We start from the raw sequence: 21,835 nt of genomic DNA, 5'->3' as shown, positions 1-21,835 counted from the left end.
TATAATAATCAATATGTAGTCTTTGGATAATAATGTGAAGAGATATGGAATATTAAGAAATCTCTTAAGTGCTAAGGCACTTATTAATTGTATAGAAAAGAAAAATAGAAGGAGTGAATAAGATGTTAGATATTAAAATGTTAAGAAATAATTTTGACCAAGTAAAAGAAGCTTTATCAAACAGAAAAGAGGATTTTGACCTTGATTCTTTTGTGGAGCTTGATACTAAAAGAAGACAATTATTACAAGAAGTAGAGCAATTGAAGAATAAGCAGAACGTGGTATCAAAACAAATACCTGCTATGAAAAAAGAAGGTAAAGATGTAAAAGAAGTATTAGTCCAGATGAAAGAGCTATCTAATAAGATTAAAGAAATAGATAGTGAAGTAAAAAAAGTTGATAGTGATTTATATAACTTTATGTTAACTATACCGAATATACCTAATGAATCAGTTCCAGCAGGTGATACAGACGAGGATAACGTTGAAATCAGACGTTGGGGAGATGTTAGAAATTTTGGATTCCAACCAAAAGCACATTGGGATATCGGTAAAGACCTTGATATTCTTGATCCAGAATCAGCAGGTAAGATAACAGGAGCTAGATTTACAGTATACAAAGGCAGGGGAGCAAGATTAGAAAGAGCTTTAATTAACTTTATGTTAGACTTACATGTAGATAAACATGATTATACAGAAGTTTTCCCACCTTTTATGGTTCATAGAAAAAGTATGGTAGGAACTGGACAATTACCTAAGTTTGAAGAAGATGCATTCAAGGTTGAAGGAACAGATTATTTCTTAGTTCCAACAGCTGAAGTACCAGTAACTAATATGTATAGAGAACAAATACTTGATGGCGCTAAACTACCTATTAAACATTGTGCATATACAGCATGTTTTAGAGCGGAAGCAGGTTCAGCAGGGAGAGATACTAGAGGATTGATAAGACAACACCAGTTCAATAAAGTTGAATTAGTAAAATTTGTTAAGCCAGAAGAATCTTATAATGAACTTGAAAAGTTGACAAAAGATGCAGAAGAAGTTCTACAATTATTAAATATTCCTTATAGAGTAGTAAAGATATGTATGGGTGACTTAGGATTCACAGCAGCTATGAAATATGATATCGAAGTATGGATGCCAAGTTATAATAGATATGTAGAAATTTCAAGCTGTAGTAACTTTGAAACTTTCCAATCTAGAAGAGCTAATATTAAATATAAAGATAATGTAAAAGATAAAGCAAAATTCATTCATACTCTTAATGGAAGTGGTGTAGCTGCAGGTAGAGCAACTGCTGCAATACTTGAGAACTTCCAACAAGAAGATGGAAGTGTTGTTATTCCAGAAGTCCTAGGAAACTATATGGGTGGTTTAGAAAAAATTCAATAATAGACTAAATATAAAACAGAACTGTCTCTTATATATTATAGTAGCTTATAGCTGTCAATAATGTATTAAGAGTCAGTCCTGTAGTATTTTGTATTGAGCATCATAAAATTAATCTTCAAAAAGGGAATTAACAAGGTCAATTGCTATTTGATTAACTACTTTATAAGTAATTTCTAGTCCTTTACGTTCACCAACAATAATTCCAGCTGATTTTAATTTAGAAATATGTTGTGACACAGTTGATTGGGGTATGTTTAAACAACTCTGCATAAAAGAGACGTTACAACCTTGATTTCTAATTAAACCATTAACAATGCACAATCTTGTAGGATGACCTAGTACCTTTAATATTTCAGCTGCTTCATAATATTTATTTATATCTTTCATAATAAAAAAATCCCCCCATTAAGTCCTGCCCTTATCTTTTTTAATTTAATCATATATATTATTTTAGCAAATATAGTTATTTGTGTAAATATATAGATTGAAAAATGTATTAATTTCTACAGAATTGTATAATTAATCATGTATAATAAGTTCATTATTTAAGCTTTAGAAGTTATGTATAAGATGAAGTTTGTTATATGTGGTATGAAAAATAGTTTAATTGGTTTAAAATATAATAGTACTTACTAGAGTGCCCAAAATTACCATGAAGAATTTTAGCAAATAAAAGCACTTTGGTAAATTACTATATTGAATTTTTGTGATATATATTCTATAATATAAACAATATTTAGACGGGAGGTCAAAGAATGGAGAAAAAATGGAAAATAGAAACAGCGGCTGTGCAAGGTGGATATGATCCTGGTAACTCTGAACCTAGAGTTTTACCTATATATCAGAGTACCACATATAAATATGATACTTGCCAAGAAGTAGCCAAATTATTTGATTTAGAGGCGGCAGGGCATATGTATACAAGAATCAGTAATCCAACAGTTGAGGCTTTGGAGAAAAAGATGGCTATGCTTGAAGGTGGCATTGGTGCTATGGCAACTTCATCTGGACAAGCAGCTACAATGATATCTATTATGACTATATGTACAGCAGGAGATCATTTATTAGCAGCTAGTACTTTATATGGTGGTTCTTTTTCATTACTAAAAACAACATTTAAGAAATTCGGTATAGAAGTTACATTTGTTAATCCAGAACTTAGTCTAGAAGAATTAAAGACTTACATAAAGTCTAATACAAAAGTTGTTTTTGCTGAAACAATAGGTAATCCTGGTCTTAACATTCTAGATTTTGATAAGTTTTCAACATTGGCACATGATAATGATATTCCATTAATCGTTGATAATACTTTTCCAACACCATATTTATGCAGACCTATTGAGTATGGAGCAGATATTGTAGTACATTCATGTACTAAATATACAGATGGACATGCTACAAGTGTAGGTGGTATGATTATTGATAGTGGTAAATTCAATTGGGATAATGGTAAATTCCCAGAGATGACAACTCCTGATGAGAGCTATCATGGTGTTGTATATGTAAGAGATTTCAAAGAAGCAGCTTATATTACAAAAGCTAGAGTTCAATTGTTAAGAGATATTGGAGCAACAATGAGTCCATTTAATGCGTTTTTAATGAATTTAGGATTAGAGACATTACCTCTTAGAATGGAACGTCATAGCCAGAATGCATTAGCTGTAGCAAAATGGTTAGAAGAAAATGATAAAATTGAATGGGTTGTTTATCCAGGGCTTGATAGTCACCCAACCCACTACCTTGCTAAGAAATATTTACCAGATGGTTCCAGTGGGGTTTTAACTTTTGGTGTAAAAGGTGGAAGAGAAGCAGGAGAGAAATTTATTGATAACTTGAACCTGATAGCATTGGTTGTCCATGTAGCAGATACTAGATCTTGTGTATTGCATCCAGCAAGTACTACTCATAGACAATTATCAGAAGAAGAACAAATAGCTTCAGGTGTTAAACCTGATTTGGTAAGATTTTCAGTAGGACTAGAAAATATTGATGATATTATTGATGACCTTGCTAATGCACTAGAACAAATATAATTTTTATATAAGAATTTATAGCTAGACAATTATTATATGTAATGTTACTATAATTCTACATATAATTATAAATTATGAGTATAGTATGTAGAAGAGTGGTGAATAATTATGGAGCAATATTTGAGTGCAGTTGGGTTTAAGAAATTCCAAGAAACCAAACAGATGAAAGATGTAATACAGCAGATAATAAATAACCCTACAGAGAAATATATTTCTAACTATGGTGAGGATAAGATAAAAGTTGAGCTATTAAAAGCATATAGTGATGAACTAGGTATAATAGTTAGAGGCGAATTAGATGAAAATGAAGAATTAAAGATTTCTTCTATTATTCCATATAAAAAAGGTAACTTGACTATGGATATTGATGAAGTTGATATAATATATTCAAATAATAGCAAAGATGATTATTATGTATATTTTGAAGATATTAAAACAGGGAATCCAATAACTTTTTTTCTTCAAAATGTAGTTGATTATTTAGATATTGATGAAGACGAAGAAGCATATGTGGAAAACATAAGATTAATAGCATTATCAACTGAGGGAACAGTAATATTCCCTATCAATAAAGATGAAGTGGACAAGAACCTTGAACAAGAAGAAGAACAATGGAGAGCCAATTTGCTAGAATTGGCTAGAGAAGGCGACGAAGAAGCAATTCAATTGTTGGAGATTGATGCAGAACAGTCAGCTGAGCTTTTTAAAGTCCGTACAAAGCATGAAGACCTACTGACTATACTAGAAGGATATTTCATACCATATGGACTTAATGATGCAGAGTATTCAATATTAGGAACAATAGAAGATTTTTGTATTAAGACTAACTCCTTTACAAAAGAAGAAGTATATATTATGGATATAATGTGTTTGAACTTCAAAATACAAGTGTGTATTAACAAAAAAGATTTGATTGGGATTCCTTCAGTAGGTATGAGATATAAAGGAATATGTTATGTACAAGGACATGTAGAATTTAGTTAAGAATTTATTATCAAAAAAGTGTGCAGTTATTGTACACTTTTTTTGGGCTTATTTTTAGTATAAAAAAATGCTTAATAAGAATAATAATACTGTATAGATATTTTAATTGTAGAGGTGATAAGTGTGTTTAAGCCAAAGAGAGTTTTAATTGAAAAGGATGCCTTAAATTACCCATTAGGAGAAAGACTATATAAACAATTTCAAAATATGGATATTGAGCTTATTATACTTGAAACTACTAGAACAAAGGGTATACCAGGTACAACTAAGATTGAAAAATATGGACATGGTAAAAATACTCTTGTAGTTGGGGTAAAGAAGAGTTTAACCTTTCAAACGTGTAAACCCTCTGCCCATTATCAATTACCCCTTGTAACAGGTTGTATGGGACAGTGTGAGTATTGTTACCTTAATACTCAGTTAGGGGATAAACCATATACAAGGATGTATGTTAATATAGATGAAATACTTGGTAAGGCTAAGAAATATATCAATGAAAGAAATGGTGAAATTACAATATTTGAAGGTGCAGCAACATCCGATCCTCTACCAGTAGAGCCTTATACTCATGCCCTTAATAAGGCTATAGAATTTTTTGCAAAAGAAGAACAAGGAAGATTTCGTTTCGTTACAAAATTCACTAATGTAGAGGATATAATAAATGCTAAGCACAATGGACATACAACAGTTAGATTCAGTATAAATACTGATAAAGTCATTAAGCGTTATGAGCATAGAACACCTAATGCAAGAAGCAGGATAGAAGCAGCATACAAAGTTCTAGAAGCGGATTATCCCATTGGTTTTATAATTGCCCCTGTATTCATATATGATAGGTGGAAAAATGAGTATAGAATGTTAATAAAAGATTTAAATAATAAGTTAGCTGTGGATAAACATAAAAATATTAGTTTTGAAATCATTTCTCATAGATATACTACTAAAGCTAAAAATAGGATTACTGAGATATTTCCAGAGACAACTCTACCAATGACAGATGAAGAAAGAACATTTAAATATGGTCAATTTGGTTACGGTAAATATGTTTATAATAAGGAACAGTTATTAGAAATGAAAGATTTTTTTAATGAGCAGTTAGGATCATATTTCTCACATAGTGAAATTAAATATATAATTTGATAGTTATTATAGGGCTTTCTCATATTAGAGTATAAGTGCCATGGAGGAAGCCCTTTTGAACAGTAGATAAAAGATGAATCATATCATAAGTCAAATAATGATTTTATCTCGTCTTCACTTAACTTAGTCAACATTGTTTCACCTGGTTTTATAATTGAATCAATTATAGATTTTTTCTTTTGCTGTAATTGATATATACGCTCTTCGATTGTTCCTGTGGTTATTAATTTGAAGACTTGGACAGATTTATCTTGCCCTATCCTATAGGCTCTATCAGTTGCTTGATCTTCTACAGCTGGATTCCACCAAGGGTCATAATGGATAACCATATCAGCTCCGGTCAAGTTAAGTCCTGTTCCACCAGCTTTTAATGATATAAGGAAAACGCTGGTATCCCCATCATTAAAATCATTTACCATATCTCTACGTTCTTCGGATTTTGTTGAGCCGTCTAAGTAGTAACTAGAGATTTGGTGGTTATCTAATGAATCTTTTATTATACTAAGCATACTTGTAAAACTAGAGAATATAAGTATTCTATGACCGCTATCAACGGCATCGGTCACTAGCTCTAATAATAATTGTAATTTACCGCTATCACCTTTATAATCTTCTATGAAGGTAGATGGGTGGCAACATATTTGTCTTAGCCTTGTGAGGGCTGCTAATATCTTCATTTTGCTCTTATTAAAACCTTTGGCAGTAATTTCTTGGGCTATTTCTTTTTTTGTTTTCTGTAAATATGCTAAGTATATTTTTTTCTGATTTTCAGTTAAATCAGTAGATATTTTTGTTTCTATTTTAGGGGGTAATTCAGTCAATACATCTGTTTTTAGTCGTCTAAGGATAAATGGTTTTATCTGATTGTTCAATTGGTTAAGAGCTTCTTCATCATTATTCTTAATGATTGGTCGTTCATAATTGGATATGAATTTCCTGTTGCTCAATAGATAACCAGGTAAAATAAAATCAAAAATTGACCATAATTCCATTAAAGAGTTTTCTATAGGTGTACCTGTTAGGGCAAACCTAACGTTTGAAGGTATTAATTTTACAGCTTTTGCATTCAATGAGTTAGGATTCTTTATATGTTGTGCTTCATCAATAAAACAATACTCGAATAAATAATTAGTGTAATCTTCTATATCTCTTTTTAATAAGCCGTAGGAGGTTATAATAACGTCATTATCATTAATTTCTTTAAAATATTCTTGTCTGTCTTTTCTGGTTCCAGTTAGTATTAAAACATTTAAATCAGGTGCGAATTTTTTTATTTCATCTGCCCAGTTGTATACCAGAGATGTAGGGGCTATAACTAATGAAGGATTTTTGGTCTCAGTTGATTTGATTAGTGCAATTGATTGTATAGTTTTACCAAGTCCCATATCATCAGCCAGGATTCCACCAAAACCATAATAGGCTAAGGAGCTTAGCCACATAAATCCAAATTTTTGGTAATCTCTAAGTATGTTTTTCAGGGTACTAGGTGGAGCGAATTCCATATCTATTGGATCTGTTATATCTTTTATTAGTTTATTAAAACCTTTATTACGATTAAAAATTCTAATCTTTTTTTCTTTTAACAGATTATCAAGATAAAAAGCTCGGTATTTAGGTATCTGGATAATTGTATTTTTAAAATCTTTTGAAGATAGATTAAGTCCATTAATAACTGTAGATAAATTTATAGCTTCCTGATTTTCTAAGGGTAGGAATCCACCATTTTTTAATTTATAATATCGTTTCTTTTCTTTTAGGGATTTCATTATAGAAGCAAGTTCATCTTGTTCTATACCCTCAATACTAAAAGATATTTCAAGCATGTTAGATTCTTCACTTAATCTAATTCCACCTTGCATGTGGTGTTCTTCTCTGATATGAATATTTTTAAAATTCTCAGAGTAGTATATTGTAGCCAATTGCTGTAATTTTGGCAAATAGTAATAGATGAAATCGTATAAGTTACTTTCATCTTCTATAGTAAAAAAATCATCTTCTTCTGATTTCACACAGGAAGCTTCATTCAAAAGTGATAATATGAGTGCTTCCTTCTTAATATCCCTAACTAATATCATATCTCCCTGTATATCTGGCTTGTGTTCAGGTATAATACCTATCTTGTAATCGCCATAATTAAAGTTGATAGTACCTTTTATAGTATCAAAGTATTTATCAAGATAGATTTCACATAAAAACTCACCAGTGTATAGTTTGTCTGATATTTCTGAGTCCATATGAACAGTTCCTAGCTCTTTTAGGACTGGTAATATGGTTGATACAAATTTGTGTTTATAATTGATACTAAGTTCTATTGATTTTGTTTTATTATTGAAGGTTTTATCGATAACATGAAATAGCTGCTGTTTTTCTTGTGATAACTTATAGACATTATTGTCATAAAAAACATATTTACAATCTTTGGTTAATCTAAAGAAGTTTTGATTATTCTTAATAGCGATAATAATAATATTAGAGGATTTTTTTACGTGAAATTTCATATTTATATCAGTTAGTATTTTGCAATTTCTATATATAATATCATTATAATTAATGTTAAAATTTCTATTTTCCAATATGGATAGAGTTTTTTTTATGTAGGTTTCAGGTAGAGCTATATTATTTTTATAGCCAGTGAAACTACTTCTATACCCTGTATCTTTATTAATGAATTTTTTAGTTTCATAATAGTCACCTATGGTATTTATGAACTTGTCATCACAATCATTGAAGTAATGATTATTAGTGTCAAAAACAAATTCTTTTCCATATGTGATACTTCCCCCGGTCTTGTGTTTTTTGTATAATTCATTGAAATTCTTAAGAGTATATAGTCTTTTATCTCCAATTCTAAGATTATAAGATGATGAATAATAGTTATTATAGATACTTACTGGAAAAAAGGTGATTTCAATATTTACAGGTGTTTTTTTAATAGCCTTGCTTGTCCTGCCAATGATGGCTTTCGAAAAATTTTCAATTACATTGTCATAAGAATTATTTATATAATTCTTATTGAATTCATCCTGTCTGTATAAAATAGTTAATAGAGCAGCTATTATATGTTTACAGGCACCATAATATTTTTGGAATGCTTTACAATTACATTCCATATAATTGAGCTTACCGTTATTATGGTCAAATTCTAACAGAACATTATATAAGTCAGTTCCATTGACTTTTATGTCAAAGAAATCAGTATAAAAGTTAATATCCTCTACATGACCCTTATTGTAATATTTTACACCCTTCATGAAAGTCTTATCATTACATAATCTACGTATATCATCAAGAGAAAATTGAATCATAAATTTCACCTACTTATAACGAATTCCAATTATTATATTAGCCCATTCTTGAGTAAATTTGCGTTATCTATTATTATAACAAAAATGTGTTGTAGTTGAAAGGATTTAGTCCGTATTTCTTAATTTTATAAATATTAGAAGAAATTTCAATTAATACTAATAACTAATTAGTATAACGATAAGATGCAATAATAACTACTTTTTATATAATGCTCTATATTTTCCTGGAGTCATTCCTACCATTTGCTTAAATTTTCTTGTGAAACTTGAGCTATCGCAGTATCCTATTTGAACAATAATATCTTTGATAGGTAACTGTGTAGTTTTTAATAATAACTTTGCTTTTTCTATTCTAAGATTATCTACATAATGAGAAATTGTATTTCCTGTATAATGCTTAAATTGCTGACTTAGTGAGGACTGTGAAATATTAAAAAAGGTTGACATTTTATTAATTGAAAAATCATATAAAAAACAATTCTCATGGATATAATTTATAAACTTATTTGTAGTATTGTTGTTTTTATAGTCTGTTGCTTGCTTCATATATTGACATATATAATTGCAAGCTTTTTTTATTGATATTATTAATTCATCTATATCATTACATTCAAAAAGAGAAGTTATATTGAACACATTATGTTGAACTAGTTGATCATATATATTAAGTTCGTAAGTTTGTTTAATAACTATACTAATTAATTCATATGATAAAAATTTTAGTATATACAAAGGTTGATTGCTTGCTTTAATATTGTTGCATAGAATATCTATGTTTCTATGAACTTCATTAATATCTTTTAAGTGAATTGCATTACTAATGTTCTCAAATAATTTAATAGGATAAAAATCAATATTGTTATTCGTATAGTTAATTTTTTTATAATATATTATTTCGTTATTGGCTTTAACATAGCAATATTGACATGAAGTTTTAGCCTCTATTAAAGATGCTTTAAGTTTATTAGGTGTAGTAACAGTATTTCCAATACCTATAGTACAATTAACTTTAAATACTTCATTAATATAATCTTTGATCTCTTTAAAATAAGTTTCTAATGATGATTCATCTTTATATGAAGAAATAAATATTAAGCTTTTTATATCAAAATTATTTCTTATAAAATAAGCATTTATTCTATTTTGGATAAATAGCTCTAAGGAATTTATCATTTCATTATTTATAATATTATTATTAATATCATCTAGCTGTATTATAAAAACAAATAACTTGTCATAAGAAAAATTAATTGAATAATCTTTTGTAAGATCATTAAACTCTTCTATAGTATTATAATATCCCCCTAATACCTGATTTAAATAGTTATCTTTTACTAATATAGTTTGTTGTGACAGAGTATTATTTAGTTTGATATTTTCATGTGATAATGATGTTATTGCTTTTTCAATGGCGTGTAAATAATTTGAAGAATTTGAAGAAGTATTAATTAATTTATGTATATTCAATATAGGAGTATAATTTGTTTTCATAAACAATACTAATAATATACTACCAATAAGCAGTATTATAATTATTGTATATATAAGTCTATGCCTAATATATTTGATTTTTTTCATATAATTAGACGTAGGACATAATGAAATATAAGTTAGATTAGTTGAAGCTGATTTAATTGAATTAATATGATATTTTTTGTTGTCTATAATATATGTAAATGAGTTGTTTTCTAAACAATAATCATAAATTAAATCTAGATTATTATAAGATATATTATTTTTGTATGAACTAATTATTTTTTTATTGTTATTCATAACAATTATTGTTTCATTATTTAGATATTTGAATTTGTTGAAAAGACTGTGAAAACTAGATTCTTCTATAAGTAAGAATATAGTAGAAGAAAAATCTTTTGTAAACTTTGGAAAACTATATGAAAGCGTAGTGTATTTTTTTTTGCTTGATTTATATGATGTTATATATTCAGGAGATCGTATAGAGTCTTTTTCTAAGTTATTAATATATTGTTTGAATTCATATTCTGTCCATTCATTATATCTATAATAGGTATTAATGAATTCATCTATAGTATATTCACAATCAGTACTAAGAAGTTTATCAGAGTTTCTTTTATAAAGAATTATCTCAGAAACAAATGAATTATAATGATAACTATTTAATACTGATATAATCTTGAAACGGTCAAGATTGTTATAGTTTATAAGGTAATCTTTTAGATGTGTGTTAGATGACATCTGATAAATAGTATTTCTAATTGTGATAAGTTCAGTATCTACTTGGGATTTTATCATATTAAGATTATTTATATGATTTGTATTAATTTCATTATTTAATATGTCTTTATAATTTATATAATTTATGTAACTGATTATAGAAATTGGGAGCAGGAGTACGACATAAGGTAATATAAAGCGTAGATAAAATTGAAATAATCTATGTTTTTTGTACATAATTAATCTCCTCAATAGTAATTAAACATTTGTGTCTATCTAGGTATACTTAATGAATAATAATTAGTATGTTGTACATGTATATAATTATTATAGTAGTTTTACCTATTATATCATAATTAATTAAGTAAATAAATATTTTAAACAAAATATTATATAATTATACTACTAATTAATCTATAAAATATTATTTAATAGTAAAAAAATACAATACAAAAATATATTTAATTATAAAAATATATATAATATATAAAAAATAAAAAATGACCAATTAATAATAATTAGCATATTAATATATTGCACAATACATAAAAATTAATAGTTAAGATTATGTCTAAAATATACATATTTACATCATGTAATAAAGTATTAAAATGAATTTAACGGTATATACATTTTAAAAAAGTCATAAGTGTATAAACAAATAACAATTGACAGGAGATGGGATATGAACGAAACTACATTAATAAATAAAGATATAAGTTATAAGAAAAAGATAAAAAATAAAAATAAGAAAAAAAATGATAAGTTAAGACAAATGCTAAAACAATATCAGTTGTATTTGTTTTTGCTTCCAGCAATCATATATGTAATAGTTTTTTTATATGCACCTATGTATGGAATATTAGTTGCATTCAAAGATTATAAGCCAAGAATTGGAATATTACATAGTGAATGGGTAGGTCTCAAGAATTTTAGAATATTCTTTAACAGCTATTCATCTAAGTTAATTATAAAAAACACACTAATATTAAGTATATATAAGATAATTGCTGGATTTCCATTGCCAATAATATTAGCTATATTATTACATCATCTACCAAGTAAAAAGTTCAAAAAAGTCGTACAAATGGCTACATATGCACCCTATTTTATTTCTACAGTTGTTATAATAGGAATGATTAATATATTACTAGCACCAGATACAGGTATTCTTAATGTGATATTAACTTCATTAGGTAAAGAATCAGTGTTTTTTATGGGGAAACCAGAATATTTTAGACATATTTATGTTTGGTCAGATGTGTGGCAGACTCTTGGTTGGAGTAGTGTTATTTATATAGCGGCACTTTCAAGTGTTGATCCAACTTATTATGAGGCAGCTATTGTTGATGGAGCAACACTTTTTCAAAGAATACGATATATTGATTTACCAAGTATTATGCCAACAGCAATTATACTTTTAATTCTTGCTGTAGGACAAACACTAAGCATTGGATTTGAAAAAGTATATCTTATGCAAAATAGTTCTAATATACATATATCAGAGATTATTAGTACATATGTGTATAGAATAGGTATTCTCAAATCGAATTTTGAACTTGGAACTGCAGTTGATTTATTCAATGGAATTATAAATTGTATATTACTTATTTCTGTGAATAAGATATCAAGAAAATATACAGATGCATCATTATTCTAGAAGGGGGATATGTATGAATAGTTCTAAAAAGAAAAAATCTAACATGATAATACAAGATAAAATCTACTATGTAATAAGTTATATATTATTAATTATAGTATTTATATTAGTAGCTTATCCATTATATTTTGTTATAATTGCCTCTGTAAGTGAACCTAATGCTATTAATAATGGTGAAGTAATAATGAGAATAAAAGGTTTTAATATTATAGGATATAAAACAATATTAAAGAGCAGGATGATATGGACAGGATATAGAAACTCACTAGTATATATGGGAATTGGTACAGTTGTTAATCTTATTATTACATTACCAGCAGCATATGCATTATCTAGAAAAAATCTAATTGGAAGAAAAATAATAATGCTTATGTTCACATTAACAATGTTTTTTAGAGGTGGGTTAGTTCCTACTTATTTATTGGTGAGGAAACTTCATTTATATGATACTTTTTGGGTAATGATATTAATTAGTGCTTTGTCAGTATATAATCTTATAATTGCTAAGACGTTTTTTCAAACAACAGTATCACAAGAGATTATAGATGCAGCTAAGATTGATGGTTGTAATGAAACTAGGTGTTTCATTTCAGTTATTTTACCAGTATCTAAAGCTATTATAGCAGTAATAGGTCTATTCTATGCTGTAGGGCATTGGAATTCATATTTTAATGCACTTATATTCTTACAAAATCAAGAATTATTTCCATTGCAATTAGTGCTAAAAAAGATTCTTCTAAAAACAAATGCAATAATTGCTCTTATGCCACAGAATTCTAGAGAAGCAATAGAAGAACAGCAAAAAATAGCTCAATCTTTAAAATACGGAGTAATTATTGTTGCCTCTCTTCCTATATTAATGATTTATCCGTTTGTACAAAAATATTTTGTTCAAGGAGTAATGATAGGGTCAGTAAAAGGTTAATATAATTGCGGATTATTCCTTTATAAAGGTTAATCATAAAATAGAATTATATGTAGTTTAGAATTATATTACTAAGACTATTAAATTCTAAAGAAAAAAGAGGAGGTTATAGTTTTGAAAAAAGTTTTATGTTTACTATTAACAATCGTAATGATGTTTAGCTTAATTGGATGTGGAGAGAAACAGAAACCCACCACTGAATCATTACCTAGTACAGACAACAAGGAAAATACAGATGTTAGTGAGAATGTAAATAATGGAGAAGACAGAGCTATGGAAGGCAATATGTATCTTGAAGGTTTTCCAATAGTAAAAGAACCAATTACAATTAAAGTTGCAGCCATTGATTGGTGGAATTCAGAAAACTATGCTACATTACAAACCCCAAAAGAATACGAAGAAATAACTAATATTCATGTAGAATGGCAACATATTACTTCTCCCGAACAATTAAACTTAATATTTGCAGGAGTAGATAATTTACCTGATTTATTCTTATTTTTAGACTATGATAAAATAAATGAGTTAGGGAAAGATGGTCAATTATTAGCAGTACAAGATTTAATTAAAGATTATGCACCTAATGTTCAGAAAATGCTAGATAAAGAACCAATTGCCAAAAAATTATGTACAGCAATTGATGGGAATATGTACATAATTCCTAGTATGTTTATGTCACCAGGAGAAATGCTAAGAGGAAATACATACATTAATAGGGAATGGTTAGAAAAACTTAATCTAGAGATGCCAACTAATGTTGATGAGTTTTATGAAGTTTTAAAAGCTTTCAAAGATGGTGATCCTAATGGTAATGGAAAAAAAGATGAAATTCCTTTATCACTATTATGGGATAATGACTTATATGGAATATGTTCATTGTTTGGACCCTGGGGAGTAACAAGTTCAACATTTGGCCCACTTTTTGCAAAAGACCAAAAAGAAATAATAGTATCTGTTATGCAACCAGAATACAAAGATGCTATTAAATATTTCCATAAATTATTCAAAGAGGGATTACTTGACCAAGAATCATTTACACAAGATCATGATAAATATCAAGCAAAAGTATCAGCAACTGTAGAAAGAGAAACTATTATCGTAGGAGCTTCCAATGGATATGCACCTATTAATCCAGGAGATAGAGATTTAGAAGATTCTATATATACTATGGTTAAACCATTAGAAGGACCAAAAGGAAAACATCATTTTGTACCAGTGGGTGCTGGTATCTTTACTAATAATTATATGAGTGCAGATACAAAATATCCAAAAGAAATAATGAGATGGATAGATGGTATTGCAGATTCAGAGACATCATTTATATGGAATAATGGTCCTGAAGGAATATTCTGGGAAAGAAATGCTGAAGGTAAAATTGAGTTTATACAAGGAGTTGAAGAACTTAGCTCTGATTATGCATTCAGATTACCAATTATGGGTGTTTATAGTGAATGGTATAACAATAATGTAGTTTTTATTAAAGGAGATCAGTTAAAAACCGACGTCATAGAAGTTGTTAAACCTATTGGAGATCAATACGTTCTTGATAGTAAGAGAACAGGAAATATTCCACTACAATTTAATAATGAGCAAGAAGATTTTATAGCTACATATTATACTGATATTTCACAGTTCTGTAAAAATAAAGAAGCTGAATGGATTATGCAAGGTGGTATTGATGAACAGTGGGATGATTTCCAAAAACAATTAAAGAAAATGAAAATAGATGAATTGAAAGATATTTATCAAAAAGCACTTGATGAATGGAGCAAAAAATAACGAATATTAAGGAGGAGTTAATATGTATTTTGTAGGAAAAAATAGGAGTAATAAAGGCAATATTATATTATGTATGTTATTTATTATTAGTATGTTGTTTTATGGTTTTTGTTTTAATAGCTATGCTACAGAATCTAATGAAATAGCTTATTGGAATTTTGACGAAGGTTCTGGAGATACAGTTAATGATTCTTGGGGACAAAATAACGGTGTTATTCATGGGGCAACTTATGTTGATGAGGGAAAATTAAATAAAGCGTTAAAATTTGACGGTGATGATTATATTGAGATAGGAAAATCTGATTTATCAGGAACATGGACATTTGCAGCGTGGGTAAAGTATGATAATAATTTAAGCAGTAATGCAGCAATTATTAGTTCAGATAATTATGCCATAAAAGCAGAACAGTGGGAGGATACAGCAAAAGTTGGTTATACACAATACGGTATTGAAGATTATGCTTTTGATTATAGTTTGCAATCAGGTAAGTGGGTACATCTAACTTATGTAGGAACAAATGGCTCTGTTAAATTATATGTAAATGGTGAATATAAACAGACATATGCTGCTACTGTAGATTGTCCAATGGGTTTAATAGGTAAAGGTAAAGAGCAAAGTGGTTATTTTATAGGATTATTAGATGAAATAAAAATATATAGTAAAGCTTTAGATAATGATGAAGTAGCACAGATGGCTTCACAAGTGGCATACTGGAAATTTGATGAAGGAAGTGGAACTGTAGCGGCTGATTCTTGGGGAGAAAATAACGGTGATGTTCATGGAGCAACATGGAATAATGATGGTAAAAAAAATGGAGCGATTGAATTTGATGGAAATGATTATATTAATGTTGGTAAGACAGATTTGTTAACTCCATGGACAGTTGCGACATGGGTAAAATATGATAATGATTCTACTAATGATGCAGTAATTATTGGTTCAGAGAATAATGCAATAAAAGTTGAGCAATGGGATGATACAGCAAAAGTAGGTTTTACTAAATATGGTGTAGGAGACTATACTTTTAACTATAGTATGAATAAAGGAGAATGGGTACATCTAGCCTTTGTAGGGACAAGTGATTGTGTTAAATTATATGTAAATGGACAATACACTGCATTACAAAACACTTCAATGGATTGTCCAATGGGAATAATAGGTAAAGGAAAAGCAGATAATGGTTCTTTGTATGGACAATTAGATGAATTAAAAATATATAGTAATGCATTATCAGCACAAACAATTGCATCATTAGCAGGTGTTCCTTATGTTCCACCTACTCCTAATCTATCAAATGCAAGTAAGGTTTTAATTGATAAAGGGATACAGGTGCAAGCATGGGTTACAACTGATGAAACTAATCGTTATGTTTTAAGCCCTGAAGATTGGGATGCTATTAATTTCACAGCTCCAACATATTATGAACCTGATTTGTATAACTCTGATTTCCATAGTGCAAGACCAAATTCTTTATGGTCTATTGCTCAAGCTCCATATGGAACACATTTATCCTCTGGACCTACTAATAACAATCATTTTTTAACAGATGAACAGAGAGCAAATATTGATAATTTAGTAACTATGTGTTTTGGAGATGAAGAAGGTTATAGTATTGGTCTTGTTAATAAATTGAAAGCATGGTATGACCTTAGTAAATCCTTATATCCTAAAGCTTTAGTTCATAATAATCAATGGGCAGGACAGTGGAGTGAAGGAAGCTTGAGACATTATATACAAACAGCAAAACCAGATTTATTAACATATGATACTTACTATTTTGACGAAACAGAAACTGGTGGATATATATTTATGTCAAGCTGTGCAAATAACACAAGAGTGTATAGAAAACTAGCACTAGAAGGTTATGATGGTACAGGCCAAAGCCCAATTGCATTTGGTCAATATCTAACAGGATTCAAAACAGGAAAAATGGGATTTCAATCAGGAAATTATGTAATTAGTGAATCACAAATAAACTTAATTCCATTTACAACAGTTACTATGGGTGGAAAATGGATTAATTATTTTAGATGGGCACCAGATATGGATTTTTGTTTAATATATGATAGAGATGGAAATAAAACAGAACCATTTTATCATTATGCAGGAATGGCAAAAGAAATTACAAATATAGGACCACATCTTGTAAGATTAAATAGTTCTAAAATATACATGGTACCAGGAAAACATAAGGATGGTTTACATGATTATGATAATCCATTACCAATATTAGTAGGAGCTTGGAATTCTTCTGTAGATGAGTATATTACAGACATAAAAGTTGAAAATATGGGTGATGTTAACTTTGGATTAGCTGGAGATGTTATGGTTGGATATTTTGAATTATTACCTGGGTTAACTGATGCTCAAAAGGCAGGAGTAATTACTTCTGATAATCCTAAGTATTTTATGATTACTAATGGATTGGTTAATAATGATGGATTGAATTCAATAGAAAAAGATAAAGGATTATGTAGTAATTCAAAACAACGAATTACTTTAACAATGGATATTGGAAATCGTAATCCAAATAGCTTGAAAAAAGTTGATAGAAGTACAGGTAATGTTGTTGACGTAACACTTACAAACATTTCTGGAACAGTTTATACCTATCAGTTTGAATTAGGAGGAGGAAAAGGAGACTTATTCTTCTGGGAATAAAAAATTATTATTTAAGAACCCTTCTGTACGAAGGGTTCTTGTATTATGTGCACCCAGCATGGGGACAGTCTCACAGGTTAAAGCCCTGAACACAGGCTGATAATGCCAAGTGTATAGTTTAAGACAAATAAATCTAAACTAAGCTTTCAAGCAATTCTTTTTTTGCTTGACGGTATTTTTCTATTGATTTTTCATAATCTGAGTAATTTCTAAAAACTTGTAATAATATGCTATTTTTTTTATTATTATCAATTGCTTCTAGTTGTTGTAGTAAACACAAATCTTCAAAGCCTATTCTATGTGCTTCGCTTCTAATAGATATTAATGGTTCATTAAATCCTGGGTAAAATATACAATAATCTCCTGCTGGCAAGAAGTTAGCCCGTTTTGGATGAAATTCTAGTACTTGCTCAGAAAACATTACGGCTTGGCGTTTATAGGGGTCTATACCTCCAACATATTGATTAGCACCCCAATGAAGAAAGCCTTTAATATTAGTATATTTGGCAGGAGCCCAACCTATCCAAACTATTCGTATTCTCTCCATATCAAGTAATCTGTTTATATAATTTCCTCCAGGAGTTAGACATGTATATGTAAAAAGCTCATTACCTTTTTTAACTTGTTCATCATAAAAAGTTTTATTTTGTTCATATACATCAATAGAAGGACACCATATATCAAGAGAATCTTCTATTTTATTGGTTGGTAAAACTGGTTCTAAGATAGAAATATTGGGCATTTCTTCTTTTATGATATTAGTAATATGTTTATAAGTATCAGCTAAAGCATCATTAGGTTCATCAAGAGCACATTGCATATAGTAATCCGTAAGATTATTCTCTTCTATAAAATCATTTATTTGGCTAGTTATCTGCCTAAGAGTATTATCTCCTTCTTCTGAAGGTATTAGTTGTGCAGTAATAATAGTTTTAGCATATTTTCCGTTATCAAAGGCGTCAAACGCACCTTTTTTATATGCCTCTGCAACTTGATCTGTATGTTTCAATAATTCATGATTAAGTGAATTATAAAAGTCATCATTGTCCTCAAGTCCTTCAGAACGATAACATAAAGCTGTACCATGAAACCATTGTATACCAGATTTTCTTGCAATAGAAATTACTTTTTTTAGTCGTTTAATATTTAAAGTTAAACTATTATTAGTGATATCAAAAAATTCTTCTAAAGGTAGATTTAGCATGTTTTGTCTTGAATAAACAGCAGTTCTAAAATATTTTTCTAACATTAATTCATATTCAGGAGACCATTTTTGTATATTGTGATATGAAGCAATATTATTATAGTTAATCCAGTTAATATACTTGAATGTTTGCTTAGTAGTCTTGGGTACTGTTACTTTGTATACATCAACTTGGTAATTAAGCTTGATTATGTTTTGTCCATGAGTAATAATGAATTCCCACTCTTGTCTATTGTTTTCTTTAACATATTCAATAATAGCCTTAAAATTAATACCACAAGTTGTAGTAGTAGGCATTATAATACTATTAATGGGCTCTAATGCATCGTATACCATAAAAGGTGCTCTTCTTATAACATGTTCATTATAATCATTTTTAAGATACTCACTTCGCTGTTTAGCTCCTGTATTAACTTCAACAGGTACAGGTATCATATTAAATAGCTTATAACCTGTATGTGGACCATTAACTTTTATTGTTATAGGTATACCAGGAGTAATGCCACTTATTAGAATGTTAACACCTGCATATGATCCGTTTGCACCTGAAGTACAGTAGTTTATATTTCCTTGAGAAACTATTGTGTCAGGGTAACATGGTTCTAGTTCGTCAAATAATCTTGCAATAAAAATTTTATCCATAGTAATTAATCCTTTCATTAATTTTTTGTTTTAATAAGTTTAGTTTAATTCTTTCATTTCATACTGTAAATATGTAATTTTAAGCAAATGAAAGTAATGATAATACCAACAATAATTTTTAGTATTATATGTGAATTTAATAAATATGTGGATTTTAATTGAACATATAATTTGAAAATAAGTATTTAATTATGGGTAAAAAATGGATAGAGAAAATAATGGATTATCAATATATATATAAAATATTGAATGTTTTGAGTATATAGTGTATACTTTACACTACTATAGCAAAGTTCTATTTTAATATTCTAATGGGCTATACCTGTTCCAGTATTCAAAGATAATTACGTAAAGGTGGTTGACTAAATGAATAATAAATACAAATTATTTATATTTGATATGGATGGTGTTATTACTGAGACAAGTGAACAACATTATCAAGCATGGAAACAGCTTGCTAAGGAGATAGGCATAGAAATTGATAGAAAATTTAACGAAAAGCTAAAAGGTGTTTCAAGAATAGAATCTCTTGAAAGAATACTTGAATATGCTAATAAAACTAATGATTTTACAGAGGATGACAAGTTAGAATTAGCAACAAGAAAAAATGAAAATTATAAAGAAATGATACTTAAGTTCACAGAGGAAAACCTTTTTGAAGGCGTAAAAGACCTATTTGCTGAGCTTAAAAAGAGAAACATCAAGATTGCCATAGGAAGTGCTTCTAAGAATGCACCTACTTTAGTAAGGTTATTAGGAATTGAAGCTGATGTTGATTATATTGTTAACCCAGCTGAAGTTAAAAGAGGTAAACCAGCACCAGATATTTTTCTAAAAGCAGCAGAACACATGGGAGTAGATATACCAGAATGTATAGGTGTTGAAGATGCAGAAGCAGGAATAGAAGCTATTAAATCAGCAGGTATGTTCGCTGTTGGTATAGGAGATAGTAAGGTTCTTAAAAAAGCTGATATTATTTATGAACAAACAAAAGATATAAAACTTGAAGATCTAATGTAGATGTTTTTATGAAAAAGGATTAATATTTTATATTATCCTTTTTCTTCTAAATGTATCACATTATCAGCAACAATAAATATTAAAATAACAATGTAGAAACTTAAATAGGAATAGTTCTTGACTTACAGTTAAAACATGATAAAATATATGTTGCAGATTGTTTTATTATTTTATTTGATTAACAAATAGATTATAATATATTTTATATATTATAATTATTATGTTTCCGTAGCTCAGTAGGATAGAGCGACCGCCTCCTAAGCGGTAGGCCGTGGGTTCGAATCCCGCCGGGAACGCTAGCAAATACAAGGGTTTGAGAGATTGATTGATTTGGAAAATATGAATAGTGCACACACCGTGCACATGGCATACAAAAAAATCAAAACTCTAATTTCTCAAGTGCTTGTTTTTTCTTTTCCTTTGCGACATGAGCGTATATATTTGCAGTAGTGCTATATTCAGCATGTTCTAATATTTCTTGTACTGTTTTTAGATCCACACCATTGTATAGTAACCAAGAAGCACAACTATGTCTCAAATCATGAAATCTAATTAAAGGCAAGTCCAATTTTTTAATGTCCTTATTAAATCTTTTAGTTACATATGAATCTGTCATTATATCCCCATTATTAAAAACACTAAAATTGTTAATATAGTTTTTGTTGTACATATTACCCATAAATATCTGATTTTCTTTAGAGTGTTCTTCATTTCTCCTCTACAAAAGCATTAATCATTGCTAATATCTTCTTTTGCATTTTAGGTGATAATTTATCATAGGCTTCTAACATAGCTTTCTTTTCATTGCTAAAGCTATTTTGAGAAACTTTCTTAACGTCCTTGTCTTCTGAAAGAAGATAATCAGTATCCACGCCGTATACATTAGCTAATTTT

Annotated in this window: 14 protein-coding genes, 1 tRNA gene and 1 pseudogene; 10 read left to right on the top strand and 6 right to left on the bottom strand. The window is 28.8% G+C overall.

The window, feature by feature from the left end:
• Positions 1-122 precede the first annotated feature (122 nt).
• Complete coding sequence (gene serS, locus N4A55_RS10220) at positions 123-1,394, top strand: serine--tRNA ligase (RefSeq protein WP_293755822.1); 1,272 nt, start codon at positions 123-125, stop codon at positions 1,392-1,394.
• Positions 1,395-1,502: 108 nt separating this feature from the next.
• Here the strand turns inward: serS and N4A55_RS10215 are convergent, their stop codons facing one another.
• Positions 1,503-1,781: an ArsR/SmtB family transcription factor gene (locus tag N4A55_RS10215; protein WP_293755819.1), complete on the bottom strand. Its 279-nt coding sequence runs from the start codon at positions 1,779-1,781 to the stop codon at positions 1,503-1,505.
• Between the two features lie 368 nt (positions 1,782-2,149).
• Between N4A55_RS10215 and N4A55_RS10210 the strand changes: the two genes are divergently transcribed.
• The 3 genes from N4A55_RS10210 (at position 2,150) to splB (ending at position 5,551) form a co-directional block, all read left to right on the top strand.
• A complete protein-coding gene (locus N4A55_RS10210; protein ID WP_293755816.1) occupies positions 2,150-3,427 on the top strand; it encodes an O-acetylhomoserine aminocarboxypropyltransferase/cysteine synthase family protein in 1,278 nt (425 codons plus the stop codon).
• Positions 3,428-3,535: 108 nt separating this feature from the next.
• Positions 3,536-4,411 (top strand): DUF3881 family protein, encoded by an 876-nt coding sequence (locus N4A55_RS10205; RefSeq protein WP_293755813.1) that lies wholly within the window; start codon positions 3,536-3,538, stop codon positions 4,409-4,411.
• Between the two features lie 123 nt (positions 4,412-4,534).
• Positions 4,535-5,551, top strand: coding sequence for a spore photoproduct lyase (gene splB / locus N4A55_RS10200; RefSeq protein ID WP_293755811.1), 1,017 nt, complete (start codon positions 4,535-4,537; stop codon positions 5,549-5,551).
• A gap of 83 nt (positions 5,552-5,634) precedes the next feature.
• On the opposite strand, the gene N4A55_RS10195 is transcribed toward splB, so the two are convergent.
• The gene (locus tag N4A55_RS10195; RefSeq protein WP_293755809.1) at positions 5,635-8,856 is read right to left on the bottom strand and encodes an SNF2 helicase associated domain-containing protein; all 3,222 of its coding nucleotides are present in this window, start codon (positions 8,854-8,856) and stop codon (positions 5,635-5,637) included.
• Positions 8,857-9,051: 195 nt separating this feature from the next.
• Complete coding sequence (locus N4A55_RS10190; RefSeq protein ID WP_293755807.1) at positions 9,052-11,286, bottom strand: helix-turn-helix domain-containing protein; 2,235 nt, start codon at positions 11,284-11,286, stop codon at positions 9,052-9,054.
• Between the two features lie 448 nt (positions 11,287-11,734).
• On the opposite strand from N4A55_RS10190, the gene N4A55_RS10185 reads away from it, so the two are divergent.
• The 4 genes from N4A55_RS10185 (at position 11,735) to N4A55_RS10170 (ending at position 18,075) form a co-directional block, all read left to right on the top strand.
• Complete coding sequence (locus tag N4A55_RS10185; RefSeq protein ID WP_293755804.1) at positions 11,735-12,709, top strand: ABC transporter permease; 975 nt, start codon at positions 11,735-11,737, stop codon at positions 12,707-12,709.
• A gap of 13 nt (positions 12,710-12,722) precedes the next feature.
• On the top strand, positions 12,723-13,634 hold the full coding sequence (locus N4A55_RS10180; RefSeq protein WP_293755801.1) for a carbohydrate ABC transporter permease: 912 nt from the start codon (positions 12,723-12,725) through the stop codon (positions 13,632-13,634).
• Between the two features lie 114 nt (positions 13,635-13,748).
• Positions 13,749-15,413, top strand: a complete 1,665-nt coding sequence (locus N4A55_RS10175) for an extracellular solute-binding protein (RefSeq protein WP_293755798.1) — start codon at positions 13,749-13,751, stop codon at positions 15,411-15,413.
• A gap of 22 nt (positions 15,414-15,435) precedes the next feature.
• The gene (locus tag N4A55_RS10170) at positions 15,436-18,075 is read left to right on the top strand and encodes a LamG-like jellyroll fold domain-containing protein (RefSeq protein ID WP_293755795.1); all 2,640 of its coding nucleotides are present in this window, start codon (positions 15,436-15,438) and stop codon (positions 18,073-18,075) included.
• 133 nt (positions 18,076-18,208) lie between these two features.
• On the opposite strand, the gene N4A55_RS10165 is transcribed toward N4A55_RS10170, so the two are convergent.
• Positions 18,209-19,921, bottom strand: coding sequence for a DUF4091 domain-containing protein (locus N4A55_RS10165; RefSeq protein ID WP_293755793.1), 1,713 nt, complete (start codon positions 19,919-19,921; stop codon positions 18,209-18,211).
• A 366-nt stretch (positions 19,922-20,287) separates the two neighbouring features.
• On the opposite strand from N4A55_RS10165, the gene pgmB reads away from it, so the two are divergent.
• Together pgmB and N4A55_RS10155 are read left to right on the top strand one after the other, a co-directional pair.
• Positions 20,288-20,941 carry a beta-phosphoglucomutase gene (gene pgmB / locus N4A55_RS10160; RefSeq protein ID WP_293755792.1) on the top strand — a complete coding sequence of 218 codons (654 nt, stop codon included), beginning with the start codon at positions 20,288-20,290 and terminating at the stop codon, positions 20,939-20,941.
• 222 nt (positions 20,942-21,163) lie between these two features.
• Positions 21,164-21,237: transfer RNA gene (locus N4A55_RS10155), tRNA-Arg, on the top strand.
• 83 nt (positions 21,238-21,320) lie between these two features.
• On the opposite strand, the pseudogene N4A55_RS10150 reads toward N4A55_RS10155, so the two are convergent.
• A pseudogene (locus N4A55_RS10150) lies at positions 21,321-21,635 on the bottom strand (site-specific integrase); the annotation flags it as partial.
• A gap of 13 nt (positions 21,636-21,648) precedes the next feature.
• On the bottom strand, positions 21,649-21,835 hold a 187-nt coding region (locus N4A55_RS10145), incomplete at its 5' end, for a hypothetical protein (protein ID WP_293755790.1).

The organism is Vallitalea sp., assembly GCF_025211055.1.
Lineage (GTDB): Bacteria > Bacillota > Clostridia > Lachnospirales > Vallitaleaceae > Vallitalea.
Note: the sequence above shows the minus strand (reverse complement) of the source record. Positions and strands in the feature narration are given on the sequence as shown.

Bases quoted from the DNA above. Each gene is read 5' to 3' on its own strand.
- serS (WP_293755822.1), top strand. From the start codon at position 123: ATGTTAGATATTAAAATGTTAAGAAATAATTTTGACCAAGTAAAAGAA.
- N4A55_RS10215 (WP_293755819.1), bottom strand. From the start codon at position 1,781: ATGAAAGATATAAATAAATATTATGAAGCAGCTGAAATATTAAAGGTA.
- N4A55_RS10210 (WP_293755816.1), top strand. From the start codon at position 2,150: ATGGAGAAAAAATGGAAAATAGAAACAGCGGCTGTGCAAGGTGGATAT.
- N4A55_RS10205 (WP_293755813.1), top strand. From the start codon at position 3,536: ATGGAGCAATATTTGAGTGCAGTTGGGTTTAAGAAATTCCAAGAAACC.
- N4A55_RS10195 (WP_293755809.1), bottom strand. From the start codon at position 8,856: ATGATTCAATTTTCTCTTGATGATATACGTAGATTATGTAATGATAAG.
- N4A55_RS10190 (WP_293755807.1), bottom strand. From the start codon at position 11,286: ATGTACAAAAAACATAGATTATTTCAATTTTATCTACGCTTTATATTA.
- N4A55_RS10185 (WP_293755804.1), top strand. From the start codon at position 11,735: ATGAACGAAACTACATTAATAAATAAAGATATAAGTTATAAGAAAAAG.
- N4A55_RS10180 (WP_293755801.1), top strand. From the start codon at position 12,723: ATGAATAGTTCTAAAAAGAAAAAATCTAACATGATAATACAAGATAAA.
- N4A55_RS10170 (WP_293755795.1), top strand. From the start codon at position 15,436: ATGTATTTTGTAGGAAAAAATAGGAGTAATAAAGGCAATATTATATTA.
- N4A55_RS10165 (WP_293755793.1), bottom strand. From the start codon at position 19,921: ATGGATAAAATTTTTATTGCAAGATTATTTGACGAACTAGAACCATGT.
- pgmB (WP_293755792.1), top strand. From the start codon at position 20,288: ATGAATAATAAATACAAATTATTTATATTTGATATGGATGGTGTTATT.